Source organism: Mycobacterium sp. pUA109, assembly GCF_041287095.1.
Lineage (GTDB): Bacteria > Actinomycetota > Actinomycetes > Mycobacteriales > Mycobacteriaceae > Mycobacterium.
Genome location: NZ_JBGGKS010000008.1, coordinates 133,026 through 148,106 on the forward strand (window position 1 = coordinate 133,026; position 15,081 = coordinate 148,106).

Sequence of the window (15,081 nt, forward strand, 5' to 3'; positions counted from 1 at the left end):
TCCAACCATATGCTTGCTGGGCGTGCCTGGCAAGAGCTGCCGCGACACGTCCACAGCCCGGCGCAACGTGCGCACGGTCCCTCGGGATTCGCTGGCATAATTGACAGAAGCGCCCCAAGGAGGCGGGTATGGCCGAGAATCGTCAGACACCGATGGCCATCGACCTCGACCCGGTGGCGCTGATCGACGCGGACGGGCGCCCCACCACCGACGACCGCTACCGCCGGGAGCTGCCCCCCGAGACGCTGTGCTGGCTCTACGAGATGATGGTGGTCACCCGCGAGCTGGACACCGAACTGATCAACCTGCAGCGCCAGGGCGAGCTGGCGCTGTTCGCGTCCAGCCGCGGACAGGAGGCCGCCCAGATCGGTGCCGCGGCCTGCCTGCGGAAAACGGACTGGCTGTTCCCCCAGTACCGGGAGTTGGGCGTGTTTTTGGTGCGCGGCATCCCGGCCGCCCACGTGGCCGCCGCCTGGCGGGGCACCTGGAACGGTGGGCTGGGCTTCACCGACAAGTACTGCGCCCCGATCTCGGTTCCGGTGGGCACCCAGACCTTGCACGCGGTCGGCGCCGCGATGGCCGCGCAACGCCTCGGCGAGGACTCGGTCACGGTGGCCTTCCTCGGCGACGGCGGCACCAGCGAGGGCGACGCGCACGAGGCGCTGAACTTCGCGGCGGTGTTCGGTGCGCCGTGCGTGTTCTACGTGCAAAACAACCAGTGGGCGATCTCGGTGCCGGTCGCCCACCAGACCGCCGCCCCCTCGATCGCGCACAAGGCCATCGGCTATGGCATGCCCGGCATTCGGGTCGACGGCAACGATCCGCTGGCCTGCTACGCGGTGATGGCCGAGGCCGCCGAGCGGGCCCGGGCCGGCGGCGGACCCACCTTGATCGAGGCGGTCACCTACCGGCTCGGCCCGCACACCACCTCCGACGACCCCACCCGGTACCGCCCCCAGGACGAATTCGACCGCTGGACGGCGCTGGACCCGATCCCGCGCTACCGCACCTACTTGCAGGGCCAGGGGCTGTGGACCCAGCGGCTGGAGGACCGCGTTGCGGCCCGGGTGAACCGGCTGCGCACCGAGCTGCGAACGGCGGTGGTGGAGGGACCCGATATCGACGTCGACGAACTGTTCACCACGGTGTTCGCCGAGACCACCCCCGCGCTCGAGGAACAGCGGCGAGCGCTGCGCGCCGAACTGGCGCAGGCGGATTGAGGGAGGTGCGCGCATGACCCAGATCGCCGAACCCCCCACCCGGGCAACGACGGTGCGCGCGCCGACCGAGTCGGTGACCATGGTGGCGGCGCTGAACCGGGCGCTGCACGACGCGATGGCCGGCGACGAAAAGGTGCTGGTCTTCGGCACCGACGTCGCCGCCCAGGGCGGGGTGTTCCGGGTCACCGAGGGGTTGGCCGAAACCTTCGGCGAGCAGCGCTGTTTCGACACCCCACTGGCGGAGTCCGCGCTGATCGGCATCGCGGTCGGAATGGCGCTGCGCGGCCTGGTGCCGGTGCCCGAAATCCAGTTCGACGGATTCACCTATCCGGCGTTCGACCAGCTGGTCAGCCACGTGGCCAAATACCGGACCCGCACCCGCGGCCAGATCGACATGCCGATCACGGTCCGTGTCCCGTCATTCGGGGGAATCGGTGCCGCCGAGCATCATTCGGAGTCCACCGAGTCGTATTGGACGCACACCGCCGGGTTGAAGGTGGTGGTGCCGGCGACCCCGTCGGACGCCTACTGGCTGTTGCAGCATGCCATCGCCTGCCCGGACCCGGTGATGTTTTTGGAGCCCAAGCGCCGCTACTGGGCCCGCGACGTCGTCGACTTCAGCCGGCCGGCGCCGCCGATCGGGCGGGCGGCGGTGCGCCGGGCCGGCGCCGACGTCACCGTGTTGACCTACGGTGCGCTGGTCGGCACCGCCCTGTCGGCGGCCGAACTCGCTGCCGAACAGCACGGGTGGAACCTGGAGGTCGTCGACCTGAGATCGCTGGTGCCGCTGGACTTTGACACCGTCGCCGCGTCGATCCGGCGCACCGGCCGGTGCGTGGTGCTGCATGAAGGCCCCCGCAGCCTGGGCTACGGCGCCGAGCTGGCCGCCCGCATCCAAGAGGAGCTGTTCTACGAGCTGGAGGCACCGGTGTTGCGGGCCTGCGGATTTGACACCCCGTACCCGCCGGCGCGGCTGGAGCGGCTGTGGCTGCCGGGCCCGGATCGGCTGCTGGACTGTGTGCAACGCGCGCTGGAGTTGCCGTGACCCCCGAGACCGACCGGGTCAAACCATTTTTGGTGCCCGACCTGGGTGAGGGCCTCGACGAGGTGACCGTGTCGAGCTGGAACGTCGCCGTCGGCGATGAGGTGCAGCTCAACCAGACGCTGTGCACCGTGGAGACCGCGAAAGCCGCCGTGGAGATCCCCAGCCCGCACGCGGGCCGAATCGTCGAACTCGGCGGCGGCGAAGGCGCGGTGCTGCCGGTCGGCGCCCTGCTGGCCCGCATCGACACCGGACCGCAGCCCGCGGCGCCCAACGGCAAGACCCCGACCCGTCGACCGGTGCTGGTGGGCTACGGCGCCGACGATGCGGTCGACACCAGCCGCCGCACCCGGGCCGGGCGGCCCAAGGCCAAGCCCCCGGTGCGGAAACTGGCCGCCGAATTGGGTGTCGACCTGGCCGATGTGGCGCCCGGCCCGGACGGGGTGATCACCCGCGACGCCGTGCTCGGTGCCGCCCAGGGCGCAGCGCCCGACGCCGGCTACGACATTGTGGCGGTCGGCGCGGTGCAGGCGGCGATGGCCGAGCGGATGACGGCGTCGCGCCGCCAGATCCCGGACGCGCACGCCAGTGTGCAGGTCGACGGCGCCCAACTGCTGGCGCTGCGGGATCGGCTGGGCGCGGCCGCCGGTGACGCCGCGATCACCCCGTTCGTGCTCACGCTGCGGCTACTGGTCATCGCGCTGACCCATCACAAGGTCCTCAACTCCAGCTGGGTGGAGACCGCCGATGGCCCCCGGGTGCACCGCCATCACGGGGTGCACCTGGGTGTCGCGGTGGCCGCACCCCGCGGGCTGCTGGTGCCGGTGGTCCCCGACGCGCACACCAAGACCACCCGCGAACTCGCCGCGTGCGTGGACCGGCTGATCCGCGACGCCCACGCCGGCACCCTGACCCCCGCCGACCTGCGCGGCTCGACGTTCACCGTGTCCAATTTCGGTGCCCTCGGGATGGACGAGGGGGTGCCGGTGATCAACCCCCCAGAGGCCGCCATCGTGGGGATCGGCTCGCTCAAACCGCGGCCGGTGGTCGTCGACGACGCGGTCGTCATCCGCCCCCAGATGACGCTGACCTGCGCGTTTGATCACCGGATCGCCGACGGCGCGCAGGTGGCCGGCTTCCTGAGCGAGCTGCGGGGGCTCATCGAATCGCCCGAGATCGCGCTGCTGGACCTGTAGCGCGGGGTTATTGCGTCGAGCTAGCGCGGGGTTTCGCGTCGAGATCGACACCACCGCGGTGTTTACTCGGACTTTTCCGCGCTGGCGTCGATCTCGGCGACGGGGCCGGGAGGGGGTCGGTTACTTGCGCCGCGCGGCGGCCAGCCGGGCGGCGAACTCCGGGGATTGCGCCGAGGTGGCCTGCGGGCCGAGTTCGGTGCGCATCGCCGCCTCGTGCTGGTCGGTGTCCAGCGCGCCCGGGCTGGCGGTGGCGCGCATGGTGGCCTTGGTGGCCAGCACCACCTCGCGCGGCGCCGCCGCCGGGCCGGCGGCCAGCTCCAGGGCGGCGGCGACCGGGTCGTCGGCGGCGGCCAGGGCCAGCCCGTGCCGGACCGCGGCCTCGGCGTCAAACCGCAGACCGAACAACAGCGCGGCCCGGGCGGCCTGCGGTCCGACCGCCCGCTGCAGCATCCAGGTGGCGCCGCCGCCGGGGTGCAGCCCCAACTTCTGGAACCGGGCGTCGAACAGCGCGGCCGGCCCGGCGATGCGCACGTCGGCGGCCAGCGCCAGGTTCAGCCCGGCGCCCACGGCGGCGCCGTTGACCGCCGCGATCGTCGGCAGCGAGCAGGCGCCCACCGCCATGAAACCGTCGTAGAGCTCCAGCAGCCCCTGCTCGGCGGCCACCCCCAGCGCGCTCAGGTCCGCGCCAGCGCAAAACGCCTTGCCCGCCCCGGTGACCACGACGGCGTGCACCGCCGGGTCGGCCTCGGCCCGCTGCACGGCGGCACGCAGCTGCGCCGACATCGCGGCGGTGACCGCGTTGCGCCGCTCCGGGTCGTTGACGGTGATCAGCGCGACGCGATCGGCCGCGTGGTAGCGGACCAGGTCGGCTTGGGTCATCGGGCACCTCCGGCGGGAGTCGGCGAATGAGCGCGAACAACGCTACGGGACGAGTGCTACACAGTCTCGGTGGGCGCCCCCGGCAGGACTCGAACCTGCGACCCCAAGATTAGAAATCATGTGCTCTATCCAGCTGAGCTACGGGGGCAATGCGCTGGTCAGTCTATCCAACGGGGAACCGGGCAGCCGGGTGCTGCCGCACCCGTCGGAAATCTTGCTGCCGGTTTTGGAGAACAGCGTGACGCGGCGGCGGGATGGGTGGAGGCGCGCCGCCCCGAACCGGCTGCGCCGCACCGTCTCACGCCGCGGTCAACGGGTCGCCGGCGCCGGCGAAAATTTCAAATCGACAGATTGGCATGTGATTTCGTTCGCGATCGGCGGCGGCGTGCACCGATCCGTACAATCGGCTCTCGCTGCCGCGTTCACCGGGTTAGCGTTGGGTTGATATGTAGAACCGGGCGAAGGGGTTGGGAGGCGGCCGTGGCTGATTTCGTCGATACCGCCGGATTACCGGTCGAGCTGGGGGCGGTCGACTATCTGCTGCACCGCGGCGAAGCCAACCCACGGACCCGGTCGGGGATCATGGGGGTGGAGCTGCTGGACGCCACCCCCGACTGGGACCGATTCCGGGCCCGCTTCGAAAACGTGTCCCGGCGGGTGCTGCGGCTGCGGCAGAAGGTGGTCGTCCCGACCCTGCCGACGGCGGCGCCGCGCTGGGTGGTCGATCCCGACTTCAACCTGGACTTCCATGTGCGGCGGGTGCGGGCCCCGGAACCCGGCACCCTGCGCGAGGTGCTCGATCTCGCCGAAGTGATCCTGCAATCGCCGTTGGACATCTCCCGGCCGCTGTGGACGGTGACGCTGGTCGAAGGCCTGGCCGACGGGCGGGCCGCGACCATGCTGCACATCAGCCACGCCGTCACCGACGGGGTGGGCGGCGCCGAAATGTTCGGCCAGATCTACGATCTGGAGCGCAACCCGCCCGAGCGGCCGACGCCGCCGCAGCCGGTGCCGCAGGATCTATCCCCCAACGACCTGATGCGCGAAGGCATTAACCAGCTGCCCGGCGCCGTGGTGGGCGGTGCCCGCGACGTGCTGGTCGGCGCGCTGTCGGTGGTGGGCCGGACGGTGCGCAACCCGGGTTCGGCGGTGGCCGGCGTGCTCGGGTACGCCCGCTCGGGCGCGCGGGTGATCAGCCAAGCCGCCGAGCCGTCGCCGCTGCTGCGGCGCCGCAGCCTGGCGACCCGCAGCATCGCCCTCGACGTCCCGCTGTCCGACCTGTACCGGGCCGCCAAGGGTGGGGGCGGTTCGGTCAACGACGCCTACCTGGCCGGGCTGTCCGGTGCGCTGGGCCGCTACCACGAGGCCCTGGGCGTGCCGATCGCCACGCTGCCGATGGCGGTGCCGGTCAACCTGCGCGCCGAAGCCGACCCCGCCGGCGGCAACCGCTTCACCGGCGTGAACCTGGCCGCCCCGGTCGGCGTCGCCGACCCGGTGGAGCGGATGAAGCGGATCCGCGCGCAGATGACGCAGCGCCGCGAGGAACCCGCCCTGGACATGATCGGCTCGGTGGCCCCGGTGCTCAGCGTGCTGCCGACATCGGTGCTGGAGATGGTGACCGGCTCGGTCGTCGCCTCCGACGTGCAGGCCAGCAATGTGCCGTTCTATCCGGGTGACACCTACATCGCCGGGACAAAAGTGTTGCGGCACTACGGTCTTGGTCCGTTGCCGGGGGTGGCGATGATGGTGGTGCTGATCTCCCGGGGCGGGTGCTGCACGATCACGGTGCGCTACGACCGGGCCGCGGTCCGCGACGCGTCGCTGTTCACCCGCTGCCTGGTGGAGGGGTTCGACGAGGTGCTGGCCCTGGCCGGTGACCCCGCCCCGCACTGCACGCTGGCGTCGTCGCCGTCGGCGGTGGGCTCATGACCGACACCCAAGCACCCTCGCCGCGCGACTTGCGGCTGCCCGGGTCGGTCGCCGAGATCGCCGCCAGCCCACCGGGGCCGAAGATCGGCGCGTTCTTCGACCTGGACGGCACGTTGGTGGCGGGCTTCACCGCGGTCATCCTCACCCAGGAGCGGTTCCGGCGCCGCGACATGGGCGTGGGCGAGCTGATCACCATGGTGCAGGCCGGCCTCAACCACCAGTTGGGCCGCATCGAATTCGAGCAACTCATCACCACCGCGTCGTCGGCGCTGCGCGGACGCTCGCTGAGTGACCTGGAGGAGATCGGCGAGCGGCTGTTCGTGCAGAAGATCGCGTCGCGGATCTACCCGGAGATGCGGGAGTTGGTCCGCGCGCATCTGGCCCGCGGCCACACGGTGGTGCTCAGCTCCTCGGCGTTGACCATCCAGGTCGAACCGGTGGCCCGCTTTCTCGGCATCACCAACACCTTGACCAACCGGTTCGAGACCGACGAGAACGGGGTGCTCACCGGCGCGGTGGTGAACCCGATCCTATGGGGACCGGGTAAGGCCGCCGCCGTGCAACGGTTCGCCGCCGAACACGATATCGACTTGGCCGACAGCTACTTCTACGCCGACGGCGACGAGGACGTGGCGTTGATGTACCTGGTCGGCAACCCGCGACCGACCAACCCCGAAGGCAAGATGGCCGCGGTCGCGCGCCGACGCGGCTGGCCGATCCTGAAATTTTCCAGCCGCGGCAGCGGCGGGTTGTTCGGGCAGTTGCGGACGGTCGCCGGCCTGGGGTCGCTGGTCCCGGTCGGCGCCGGCGCGGTGGGCTGGGGGCTGCTGACCCGCAGCCGGCGCCGCGGGGTGAACTTCTTCACCGCGAACTTTCCGCAGCTGCTGTTGGGGATCAACGGGGTGCGGCTGCACGTGCTCGGCAAGGAGAACCTGACCGCGCAGCGGCCGGCGGTGTTCATCTTCAACCACCGCAACCAGGTGGACCCGGTCATCGCCGCCGCGCTGGTGCGGGACAACTGGATCAGCGTGGGCAAGAAGGAACTTGAACGCGACCCCATCGCGGGCACCCTGGGCCGGCTGACCGACACCGCGTTCATCGACCGAGACAATCCCACCGCCGCGGTGGAGACGCTGCAGCAAGTCGAGGAGCGCGCCAAGAAGGGCTTGTCGGTGATGATCGCCCCGGAAGGCACCCGGGTGGACACCACCGGGGTGGGGCCGTTCAAGAAGGGGCCGTTTCGGATCGCGATGGCGGCCGGGATCCCGATCGTGCCGATCGTGATCCGCAACGCCGAGGTCGTCGCTGCCCGGGATTCGGTCAGCATCAACCCCGGCACGGTGGATATCGCTGTGTTTCCGCCGATTTCCGTCGACGACTGGACGGTGGACAACCTGGACGACCGGATCGCCGCGGTGCGCCAACTGTATCTGGATACCCTGGCCAGCTGGCCGGACGGCGAGCTGCCCGAGCCGGGGCTGTATCGCAAACCGGTCACCCGGAAGGCCGCCAAGAAGGCCGCGCCGCGCAAGGCGGCCAAAAAGGCGGCCGCCAAAAAAGCCGCGCCCAAAGCGGCCAACCCCAAACCGAGGGGGCGGTCATGACGACAGCGGATCCGGTCAGCTTCACCACCACCGAGGACGCGCTGGTGTTGGCCTCGGTGAGCTCGGCGGTGGAGGCCGACCTGGTGAAGAGCTGGCTGCGGCGGCACCGGGCCGAGCACCCGCAGACCAAGATCGACGTGGTGGAGCTGCCGGCCCGCGACGCCGCCCCGGCGGCACTGGCTCAGCTGGTGGAGCAACTCGAAGCCGACGAGGACCGCTCGGTGGTTCCGGTGCGGGTGTTCTGGATGCCGCGGGCCGGCGCGTCGGCGGCATCCCGGCTGGCGGCGGTGCTGCCGGGCCGGGATCCCTACCACCCCAACGAGCGTCAGCAGCGGCGGATCGTGCACACCGAGCCCTCCCGGGTCCGGGTGGTGGCCGGTGAATCGGCGAAGGTGTCCGAGCTGCGCCAACAGTGGCGCGACCAGACGGTGGGGGACAGCCCCCGCGATTTCGCCCACTTCGTCACCCGGCGGGCACTGTTGGCGATGGAACGCGCCGAGTACCGGATCCTCGGGCCGCAATACAAGTCGCCGCGGCTGGTCAAGCCGGAGATCTTGGCGTCCAGCCGATTCCGCGCCGGCCTGGAGAAGATCCCGGGCGCCACCCTGGACGAAGCCGGCAAGATGCTCGACGAACTGGCCACCGGCTGGAGTCGGGTGTCGATCGACCTGGTGTCGGTGCTGGGCCGGCTGCTCAGCCGCGGCTTCGACCCCGACCTCGACTACGACGAATATCAGATCGCGGCGATGCGCGCCGCGCTGGAAGCCCACCCCGCGGTGCTGCTGTTCAGCCACCGGTCCTACATCGACGGCGCGGTGGTGCCGGTGGCGATGCAGGAGAACCGGCTGCCGCCGGTGCACGTGTTCGCCGGGATCAACCTGGCGTTCGGGGTGATGGGCCCGCTGATGCGGCGCTCCGGGGTCATCTTCATCCGGCGCAGCATCGACACCGCGCTGTACAAATACGTGCTCAAGGAGTACGTCGGCTACGTCGTCGAGAAACGGTTCAACCTGAGCTGGTCCATCGAGGGCACCCGGTCGCGGACCGGGAAAATGTTGCCGCCCAAGCTGGGCCTGATGAGCTATGTCGCCAACGCCTACCTGGACGGGCGCGCCGACGACATTCTGCTGCAACCGGTGTCGATCAGCTTCGACCAGCTGCACGAGATCGCCGAGTACGCCGCCTACGCGCGCGGCGGGGAGAAGACCCCGGAGAGCTTCGGCTGGCTGTACAACTTCATCAAGGCCCAGGGCGAACGCAACTACGGCAAGATCTACGTCCGCTTCCCCGAAGCGGTGTCCATGCGCCAGCACCTGGGTGACCCCGGCGGGGAGGTCGCCACCGACGACGCCGCCCGGCGGCTGGCGCTGCAGAAGATGGCGTTCGAGGTGGCCTGGCGGATCCTGCGGGCCACCCCGATCACCGCCACCGGGCTGGTGTCGGCGCTGCTGCTGACCACCCGCGGGCTGGCGCTGACCCTCGACCAGCTGCACCACACCCTGCAGGATTCGCTGGACTACCTGGACCGCAAGCAAACCCCGGTGTCCACCAGTGCGCTGCGGCTGCGCACCCCCGAGGGGGTGCGCGCGGCCGTCGACGCGCTGTCCAACGGCCATCCCATCACCCGGGTGGACGGCGGCCGAGAACCGGTGTGGCGCATCGCCCCCGAAAACGAGCACGCCGCGGCGTTCTACCGCAATTCGGTGATCCACGCCTTCTTGGAAACCTCCATCGTCGAGCTGGCGCTGGCGCACGTCCGGCGGGTCGACGCCGACCGGCTGCAGGCGTTCTGGGACCAGGCGATGCGGCTGCGTGACCTGCTGAAGTTCGATTTCTACTTCGCCGACTCGGCGGCGTTTCGGGACAACATCGCCGAAGAGATGGCCTGGCACGGCGACTGGGAAACCCGGGTCGCCGCCGGCGGCGACGAGATCGACGCCATGCTGTACGCCAAGCGGCCGCTGATGGCGGGCTCGATGCTGCGGGTGTTCTTCGAGGCCTACGAGATCGTCGCCGACGTGCTGCGCAGCGCCCCGGCCGAGATCGGCGACCACGACCTGACCCAGGTCGCGCTCGGGGTCGGCCGCCAGTACGTCGCGCAGGGCCGGGTGCGCAGCAGCGAGTCGGTGTCCACCCTGCTGTTCGCGACCGCACGACAGGTGGCCGCCGACCAGGAGCTGCTGCAGCCCGCCGACGATCTGGCCGACCTGATGCAGCGACGGGCGGCGTTTCGGCGCGAGCTGCGGGACATCCTGCGCGAAATCAACCACGTCGACAAGATCGGCCGGGCGCAGTTCGTCGCCCGCGAAGCCGAGCGGCGCCAGCGCGGCTCCTGAACCGCGCGGCCCGGCTCCGGCGCCGCGCGTCTAGGCCCATACGCTGGGGGGATGACCCGCGGCGGCGACGATGCAGCGCGCGGCGATGAGGAGGAACGGCGCCCCATGACTTCCGGCAAACACGCGACGGTATGGCCGATGCTGGTCGGCGTCGCGGTGCTGGCCGGGTGTGTGGCGGCCGGGCTGGCCGCGTTGTCGCTGGCCGATGCGCTGACCGCCACCGGCCTGCCCGACCCGGGGCCGGCCACCACGCTGGGGCTGCCGTTTATCCGGGCGGCCGGCGAGGTCGCGGCGGTGCTGGCGGTCGGATCGTTTTTGTTCGCCGCGTTTCTGGTGCCGCCGCAGGACAACGGGGTGCTCGATGTCGCCGGCTACCGGGCGCTGCGGCTGGGCAGCGTCGCCTCCGGGGTGTGGGCGGTGTGCGCGGCGCTGCTGGTGCCGCTGACCATCTCCGACGTATCCGGCCAGCCGCTGGTCAACCACCTCAACCCGGTGACGGTGTGGTCGCTGGCCAGCCTGATCGACATCGCCACCGCGTGGCGGTGGACCGCCCTGCTGGCCGCGGCGGTGATGCTGGCCAGCCTGGCGGTGCTGCGCTGGGCGTGGACCCCGGCGCTGCTGGCCGCCGCGCTGGGCACCCTGGTCCCGCTGGGTTTGACCGGTCACTCGTCGGCCGGCGGCGCGCACGACCTGGCCACCAACAGCTTGCTGATCCACCTGTTCACCGCGGGTCTGTGGGCCGGCGGGCTGCTGGCGCTGCTGGTGCACGCGGTGCGCGGCGGGCGGCACGCCGATCTGGCCGCGCGGCGGTTCTCCCTGCTGGCGCTGTGGTGTTTCGTGGCGATGGGATACAGCGGCGTCATCAACGCCCTGGTCCGGGTGCTGCCGTCGGACATCCTGACCACCGCCTACGGCCGGCTGGTGCTGGGCAAGATCGTCGCGTTGGCCGTGCTGGGGGTGCTGGGCTGGCGGCAGCGGCGCCGCGGCGTGGCGGCGCTGCAAGCCGATCCGGATGCCCGCGGCGCGCTGATCCGGTTGGCGCTGACCGAGGCCGCGGTGTTCGGCGTCACCTTCGGGGTGGCCGTCGCGCTGGGCCGCACCCCGCCGCCGCCCCCGCCGATCCTGCGCCCGTCGATCCCGGAGGTGAAGATCGGCTACGACTTCGCCGGCCCGCCGACGGTGGCGCGGATCCTGTTCGACTGGCGGTTCGACCTGGTCTTCGGCACCGCCGCGCTGGTGTTCGCCGCGGTGTACGCCGCCGGGGTGTGGCGGCTGCGCCGCCGCGGCGATCACTGGCCGCCGGGACGCACGGTGGCCTGGCTGCTGGGCTGCGCGAGCCTGCTGTTCGCCACCTCCTCGGGGCTGGGCCGGTACATGCCGGCCATGTTCAGCATCCACATGAGCGCCCACATGCTGCTGTCGATGCTGGTGCCGATCCTGCTGGTGCTCGGCGCCCCGGTCACCCTGGCGCTGCGGGCGCTGCCGGCGGCCGGGCGCGGGCAGCCCCCGGGGATGCGGGAGTGGCTGCTGGCCGCGCTGCACAGCCGGGTCTCGAAGTTCTTCACCAACCCGGTGATCGCCACGGTGCTGTTCGTCGCCGGGTTCTACGGCCTGTATTTCAGCGGGCTGTTCGACGCGGCCGCCGGCAGCCACGTCGGGCACCTCGCGATGAACGTGCACTTCTTGCTCAGCGGCTACCTGTTCTACTGGGTGGTGATCGGGGTGGACCCCACCCCGCGGCCCATCCCGCCGGTGGCCAAGGTGGGGGTGGTGTTCGCGTCGCTGCCGCTGCACGCCTTCTTCGGGGTGGTGCTGATGGGCACGAAAAGCGTGCTCGCCGAGAACTTTTACCGCTCACTGCAGCTGAGCTGGCACACCGACCTGATGGGGGATCAGCGGCTCGGTGGCGGAATCGCGTGGGCGGCCGGCGAAATCCCGCTGGTGATCGTGATGGTGGCGCTGCTGGTGCAGTGGCGGCGCAGCGATCAACGCACCGCCACCCGGCTGGACCGCGCCGCCGACCGCGACGACGACGCCGAGCTGGCCGCCTACAACGCGATGCTGGCCGAACTGGCCCGCCGCGACGCCACCGGGCCGCGCTAGCCGCTCGGAGCGAGCAGCGCGCGCACCGCCGCGCGCACCCGGTCGGCGACCGCCGGGGCGGACGAGGCGTCGAGCTTCCCGTCCAGGTGCAGGAACGCCAAGCCGTGCACCAGGCCCCACGCCGCGGTCGCCATCGGTTCCGGATTGGCGGCCGGGAACACCCGCTGCACGGTGGCTTTGAGGTAGCCGTGGATCGTCTCCACCGCCGCCGCCCGCTCGGTGCTGGCCGGATCACACCGCTCGGTGAACATCACCCGGAACAGGCCCGGGCGCCGCAGCGCGAACTCGACGTAGGCGACCGCGACGGCCGCGAGGTCGTCTGCGGTGCTCGGCTGCGGGTGCGCCGCAACCAGATCGGTGGCCAACTCCCGATAGCCCACCGCGGCGACGGCCGACAGCAGGGCGGTGCGGTCGGCGAAATGGCGGTAGGGTGCGGCGGTGGACACGCCGGCGCGCCGGGCGGCGGCACGCACCGACAATTCGGTCGCCCCGCCCTCTTCGAGCAACTCCACCGCGGCCCGCACCAGCGCACCGGGCAGGTCGCCGTGGTGATACGGCGCGGTCGACGTGGACATCGTGGGACAGCCTTGTGTTGACGCTGCTTACATGGACCCCTAATGTTAGCAGCAGCTACGAGTGAGCGGCGCTAACATCTCGAACGGCAAGGAGACCATCCATGACCTCAGCCCGAACGATCGTGATCACCGGTGCCAGTGACGGCATCGGCGCCGTGGCCGCACGCGCCCTGGCCGGACCGGAGGTCGACCTCGTTGTCGTCGGCCGCTCAGCTCAGAAACTCGCCCCGGTTGCCGCCGACACCGGGGCCACCGCGCTGACCGCGGACTTCGCACGCCTCGACGAGGTTCGTGCGCTGGCCCAACAGATCCGCGAGCGGGTCGGCACGATCGACACCTTGATGAACAACGCGGGCGGCACGTTCGCGCCGCGGCTGCGGACCGTCGACGGTCACGAACCCAATTTCCAGATCAACCACCTGGCGCCGTTTTTGCTCACCAACCTGCTGCGGGACCGGCTGGTCGCCGCCGACCGCGCCTTGGTGCTGAACACCTCCAGCATCGGCAACCTGTTTGGGCGTATCGACCTGGACGATCTGGACTATCGGCGGCGGCACCCGTTCGAGATGCGCGCCTACGGGTCCAGCAAGCTGATGAACATTCTGTTCACCCGCGGCATCGCCCAACGGTGGGCTGACGACGGGATCGTCTCGGCCGCGGTGCATCCCGGTCCGGTCGCGACGAGCTTCGGTCGGGACTCCCGCTTCGTCGGCCTGCTGTACCGCACCCCGTTGCGCCACCTGGCAGCGATCACCCCGGAACAGGGGGCCGCGCCGCTGATCGAACTGGCCCGGCGCGGCGCCGACCCCGCGATCAACGGCGTCTACTTCTCCCGGCACCGCGCCCATGGCCCGGAGAACCGGCAAGCCCACGATCCCCGGCTCATCGACGGGTTATGGGCGGTCTCCGCCGATCTGGTCGGCCTGGACTGAGCCGAACGGCACGGCGGGTCGGGCGCTGCGAGCTTGCAGCCAGGTCTGGTAGCGGCGCAGGGCGCGGCGTCGCAGCAGGGCTTCCTGGGCGTAGGCGGCCAGCGGCGGAACCCCGGGGCGGGTGCGTCGGCCCCTGCCCAGGCGGCGCAGCTGATAGCGGACGCGGGCCATGCCGACCGCCGACGCGGCGGCCTTGTCCTTGATCGCGACCGGCGCGAGCGTGACCGCGGCGTCGGCTCCGTCGCGCCATTTGTTCGGCAGATCGGGATCGACGGCCAGCGCGGTGCCCATGCCGACCAGGTCGATGCCGCCGGCCAGGACGTCTTCGGCGACCGGTCGGCGCACGATGCCGCCGGTCAGCATCAGCGGCAGCGGACTGGACGCGGCCAGTTCCTCGGCCAGGGTGAGGAAGTACGCCTCGCGGGCCCGGGTCCGTCCGTCGACGGGGGAGTGGCCGGTCATAGCGGGGCTTTCGTAGCTGCCGCCGGAGAGCTCGACCAGGTCGACCCCGAGCGGCGCCAGCAGCCCGATCACCCGCCGGGCGTCGTCGGCGTCGAAGCCCCCGCGCTGGAAGTCGGCCGAGTTGAGCTTGACGGCCACGGTGAACCCCGGCGCCACCGCGGCCCTAACGGCGCCGACGATGTCAAGCAGCAGGCGTGCCCGGTTCTCGAGGGTGCCGCCCCACCGGTCGGTGCGCCGGTTGGACAGCGGGGACAGGAACTGCGACAGCAAATAGCCGTGCGCGGCGTGGATTTCCACGCCGTCGAACCCGGCCAGCTCGGCGCGCCGCGCGGTCTCGGCGAAGCGCGCCACGGTCGCCGCGATCTGCTCGGCGGTCATCTCGACCGGCTGCGCCAGCCGCTTGCTGTTGCGACCGATGTCGACGCGGATCGCCGAGGGGCCCCACGCGACGCCGGGCATGTTCGCCATCACCTGCCGGCCCGGGTGGTTGATCTGCATCCACACCCGCGCGCCGCCGCTGTGCGCGGCGGCCGCCCATTGCCGGAACGGCTCCAGCGGCGAGTGCGCGTCGAGCACGACGCCCGCCGGCCCGGTCAGGGCCTCGGCGTGCACCATCACGTTGCCGGTGATGATCAGCCCGGCCCCGCCCGCGCTCCATCGCCGATACAGCCGAAACAGCGGCTCATCGGGGAGTTGCCCGGCACCGGCCATGTTCTCCTCCATCGCGGCCTTGGCCAGCCGGTTTCCGATGACCGCCCCGTTCGGCAGGGTCAACGGGCTGAAGACTGTGACGGGCATCGGGA

The 15,081-nt window shown here is 71.2% G+C and carries 11 protein-coding genes and 1 tRNA gene; 8 read left to right on the plus strand and 4 right to left on the minus strand.

Annotated features, from left to right (window positions below; all coding sequences use genetic code 11):
- The first annotated feature begins 128 nt into the window (after positions 1–128).
- The 3 genes from pdhA to ACAG26_RS11505 are packed head-to-tail and all read left to right on the plus strand — an operon-like array spanning position 129 to position 3,458.
- Positions 129–1,220, plus strand: a complete 1,092-nt coding sequence (gene pdhA, locus ACAG26_RS11495) for a pyruvate dehydrogenase (acetyl-transferring) E1 component subunit alpha (protein WP_370482283.1) — start codon at positions 129–131, stop codon at positions 1,218–1,220.
- 13 nt (positions 1,221–1,233) lie between these two features.
- The gene (locus ACAG26_RS11500; RefSeq protein ID WP_370482284.1) at positions 1,234–2,265 is read left to right on the plus strand and encodes an alpha-ketoacid dehydrogenase subunit beta; all 1,032 of its coding nucleotides are present in this window, start codon (positions 1,234–1,236) and stop codon (positions 2,263–2,265) included.
- Positions 2,262–3,458, plus strand: a complete 1,197-nt coding sequence (locus ACAG26_RS11505) for a dihydrolipoamide acetyltransferase family protein (RefSeq protein ID WP_370482286.1) — start codon at positions 2,262–2,264, stop codon at positions 3,456–3,458. The genes ACAG26_RS11500 and ACAG26_RS11505 overlap by 4 nt, the downstream gene beginning before the upstream one ends.
- 120 nt (positions 3,459–3,578) lie before the next feature.
- Here the strand turns inward: ACAG26_RS11505 and ACAG26_RS11510 are convergent, their stop codons facing one another.
- Entirely contained in the window at positions 3,579–4,337 is a 759-nt protein-coding gene (locus ACAG26_RS11510) for an enoyl-CoA hydratase (protein WP_370482288.1), read from the minus strand.
- Positions 4,338–4,411: 74 nt separating this feature from the next.
- Positions 4,412–4,485, minus strand: a tRNA-Arg gene (locus ACAG26_RS11515).
- Positions 4,486–4,817: 332 nt separating this feature from the next.
- On the opposite strand from ACAG26_RS11515, the gene ACAG26_RS11520 reads away from it, so the two are divergent.
- From ACAG26_RS11520 to ACAG26_RS11535, 4 genes are all read left to right on the plus strand, one after another.
- Positions 4,818–6,266, plus strand: a complete 1,449-nt coding sequence (locus ACAG26_RS11520; RefSeq protein WP_370482289.1) for a wax ester/triacylglycerol synthase family O-acyltransferase — start codon at positions 4,818–4,820, stop codon at positions 6,264–6,266.
- Complete coding sequence (locus ACAG26_RS11525) at positions 6,263–7,870, plus strand: HAD-IB family hydrolase (RefSeq protein WP_370482291.1); 1,608 nt, start codon at positions 6,263–6,265, stop codon at positions 7,868–7,870. Before ACAG26_RS11520 ends, ACAG26_RS11525 begins: the two co-directional genes overlap by 4 nt.
- Entirely contained in the window at positions 7,867–10,206 is a 2,340-nt protein-coding gene (locus tag ACAG26_RS11530) for a glycerol-3-phosphate 1-O-acyltransferase (protein WP_370482292.1), read from the plus strand. The genes ACAG26_RS11525 and ACAG26_RS11530 overlap by 4 nt, the downstream gene beginning before the upstream one ends.
- Before the next feature lie 105 nt (positions 10,207–10,311).
- The gene (locus ACAG26_RS11535) at positions 10,312–12,309 is read left to right on the plus strand and encodes a cytochrome c oxidase assembly protein (RefSeq protein WP_370482410.1); all 1,998 of its coding nucleotides are present in this window, start codon (positions 10,312–10,314) and stop codon (positions 12,307–12,309) included.
- Here ACAG26_RS11535 and ACAG26_RS11540 read toward each other — a convergent pair.
- A complete protein-coding gene (locus tag ACAG26_RS11540; protein WP_370482295.1) occupies positions 12,306–12,884 on the minus strand; it encodes a TetR/AcrR family transcriptional regulator in 579 nt (192 codons plus the stop codon). The genes ACAG26_RS11535 and ACAG26_RS11540 overlap by 4 nt on opposite strands.
- A 101-nt stretch (positions 12,885–12,985) precedes the next feature.
- On the opposite strand from ACAG26_RS11540, the gene ACAG26_RS11545 reads away from it, so the two are divergent.
- Entirely contained in the window at positions 12,986–13,816 is an 831-nt protein-coding gene (locus tag ACAG26_RS11545; protein WP_370482296.1) for an SDR family NAD(P)-dependent oxidoreductase, read from the plus strand.
- On the opposite strand, the gene ACAG26_RS11550 is transcribed toward ACAG26_RS11545, so the two are convergent.
- The gene (locus tag ACAG26_RS11550; protein ID WP_370482298.1) at positions 13,778–15,076 is read right to left on the minus strand and encodes an NADH:flavin oxidoreductase/NADH oxidase family protein; all 1,299 of its coding nucleotides are present in this window, start codon (positions 15,074–15,076) and stop codon (positions 13,778–13,780) included. The two genes, ACAG26_RS11545 and ACAG26_RS11550, sit on opposite strands and share 39 nt — an antisense overlap.
- Positions 15,077–15,081 lie beyond the last annotated feature (5 nt).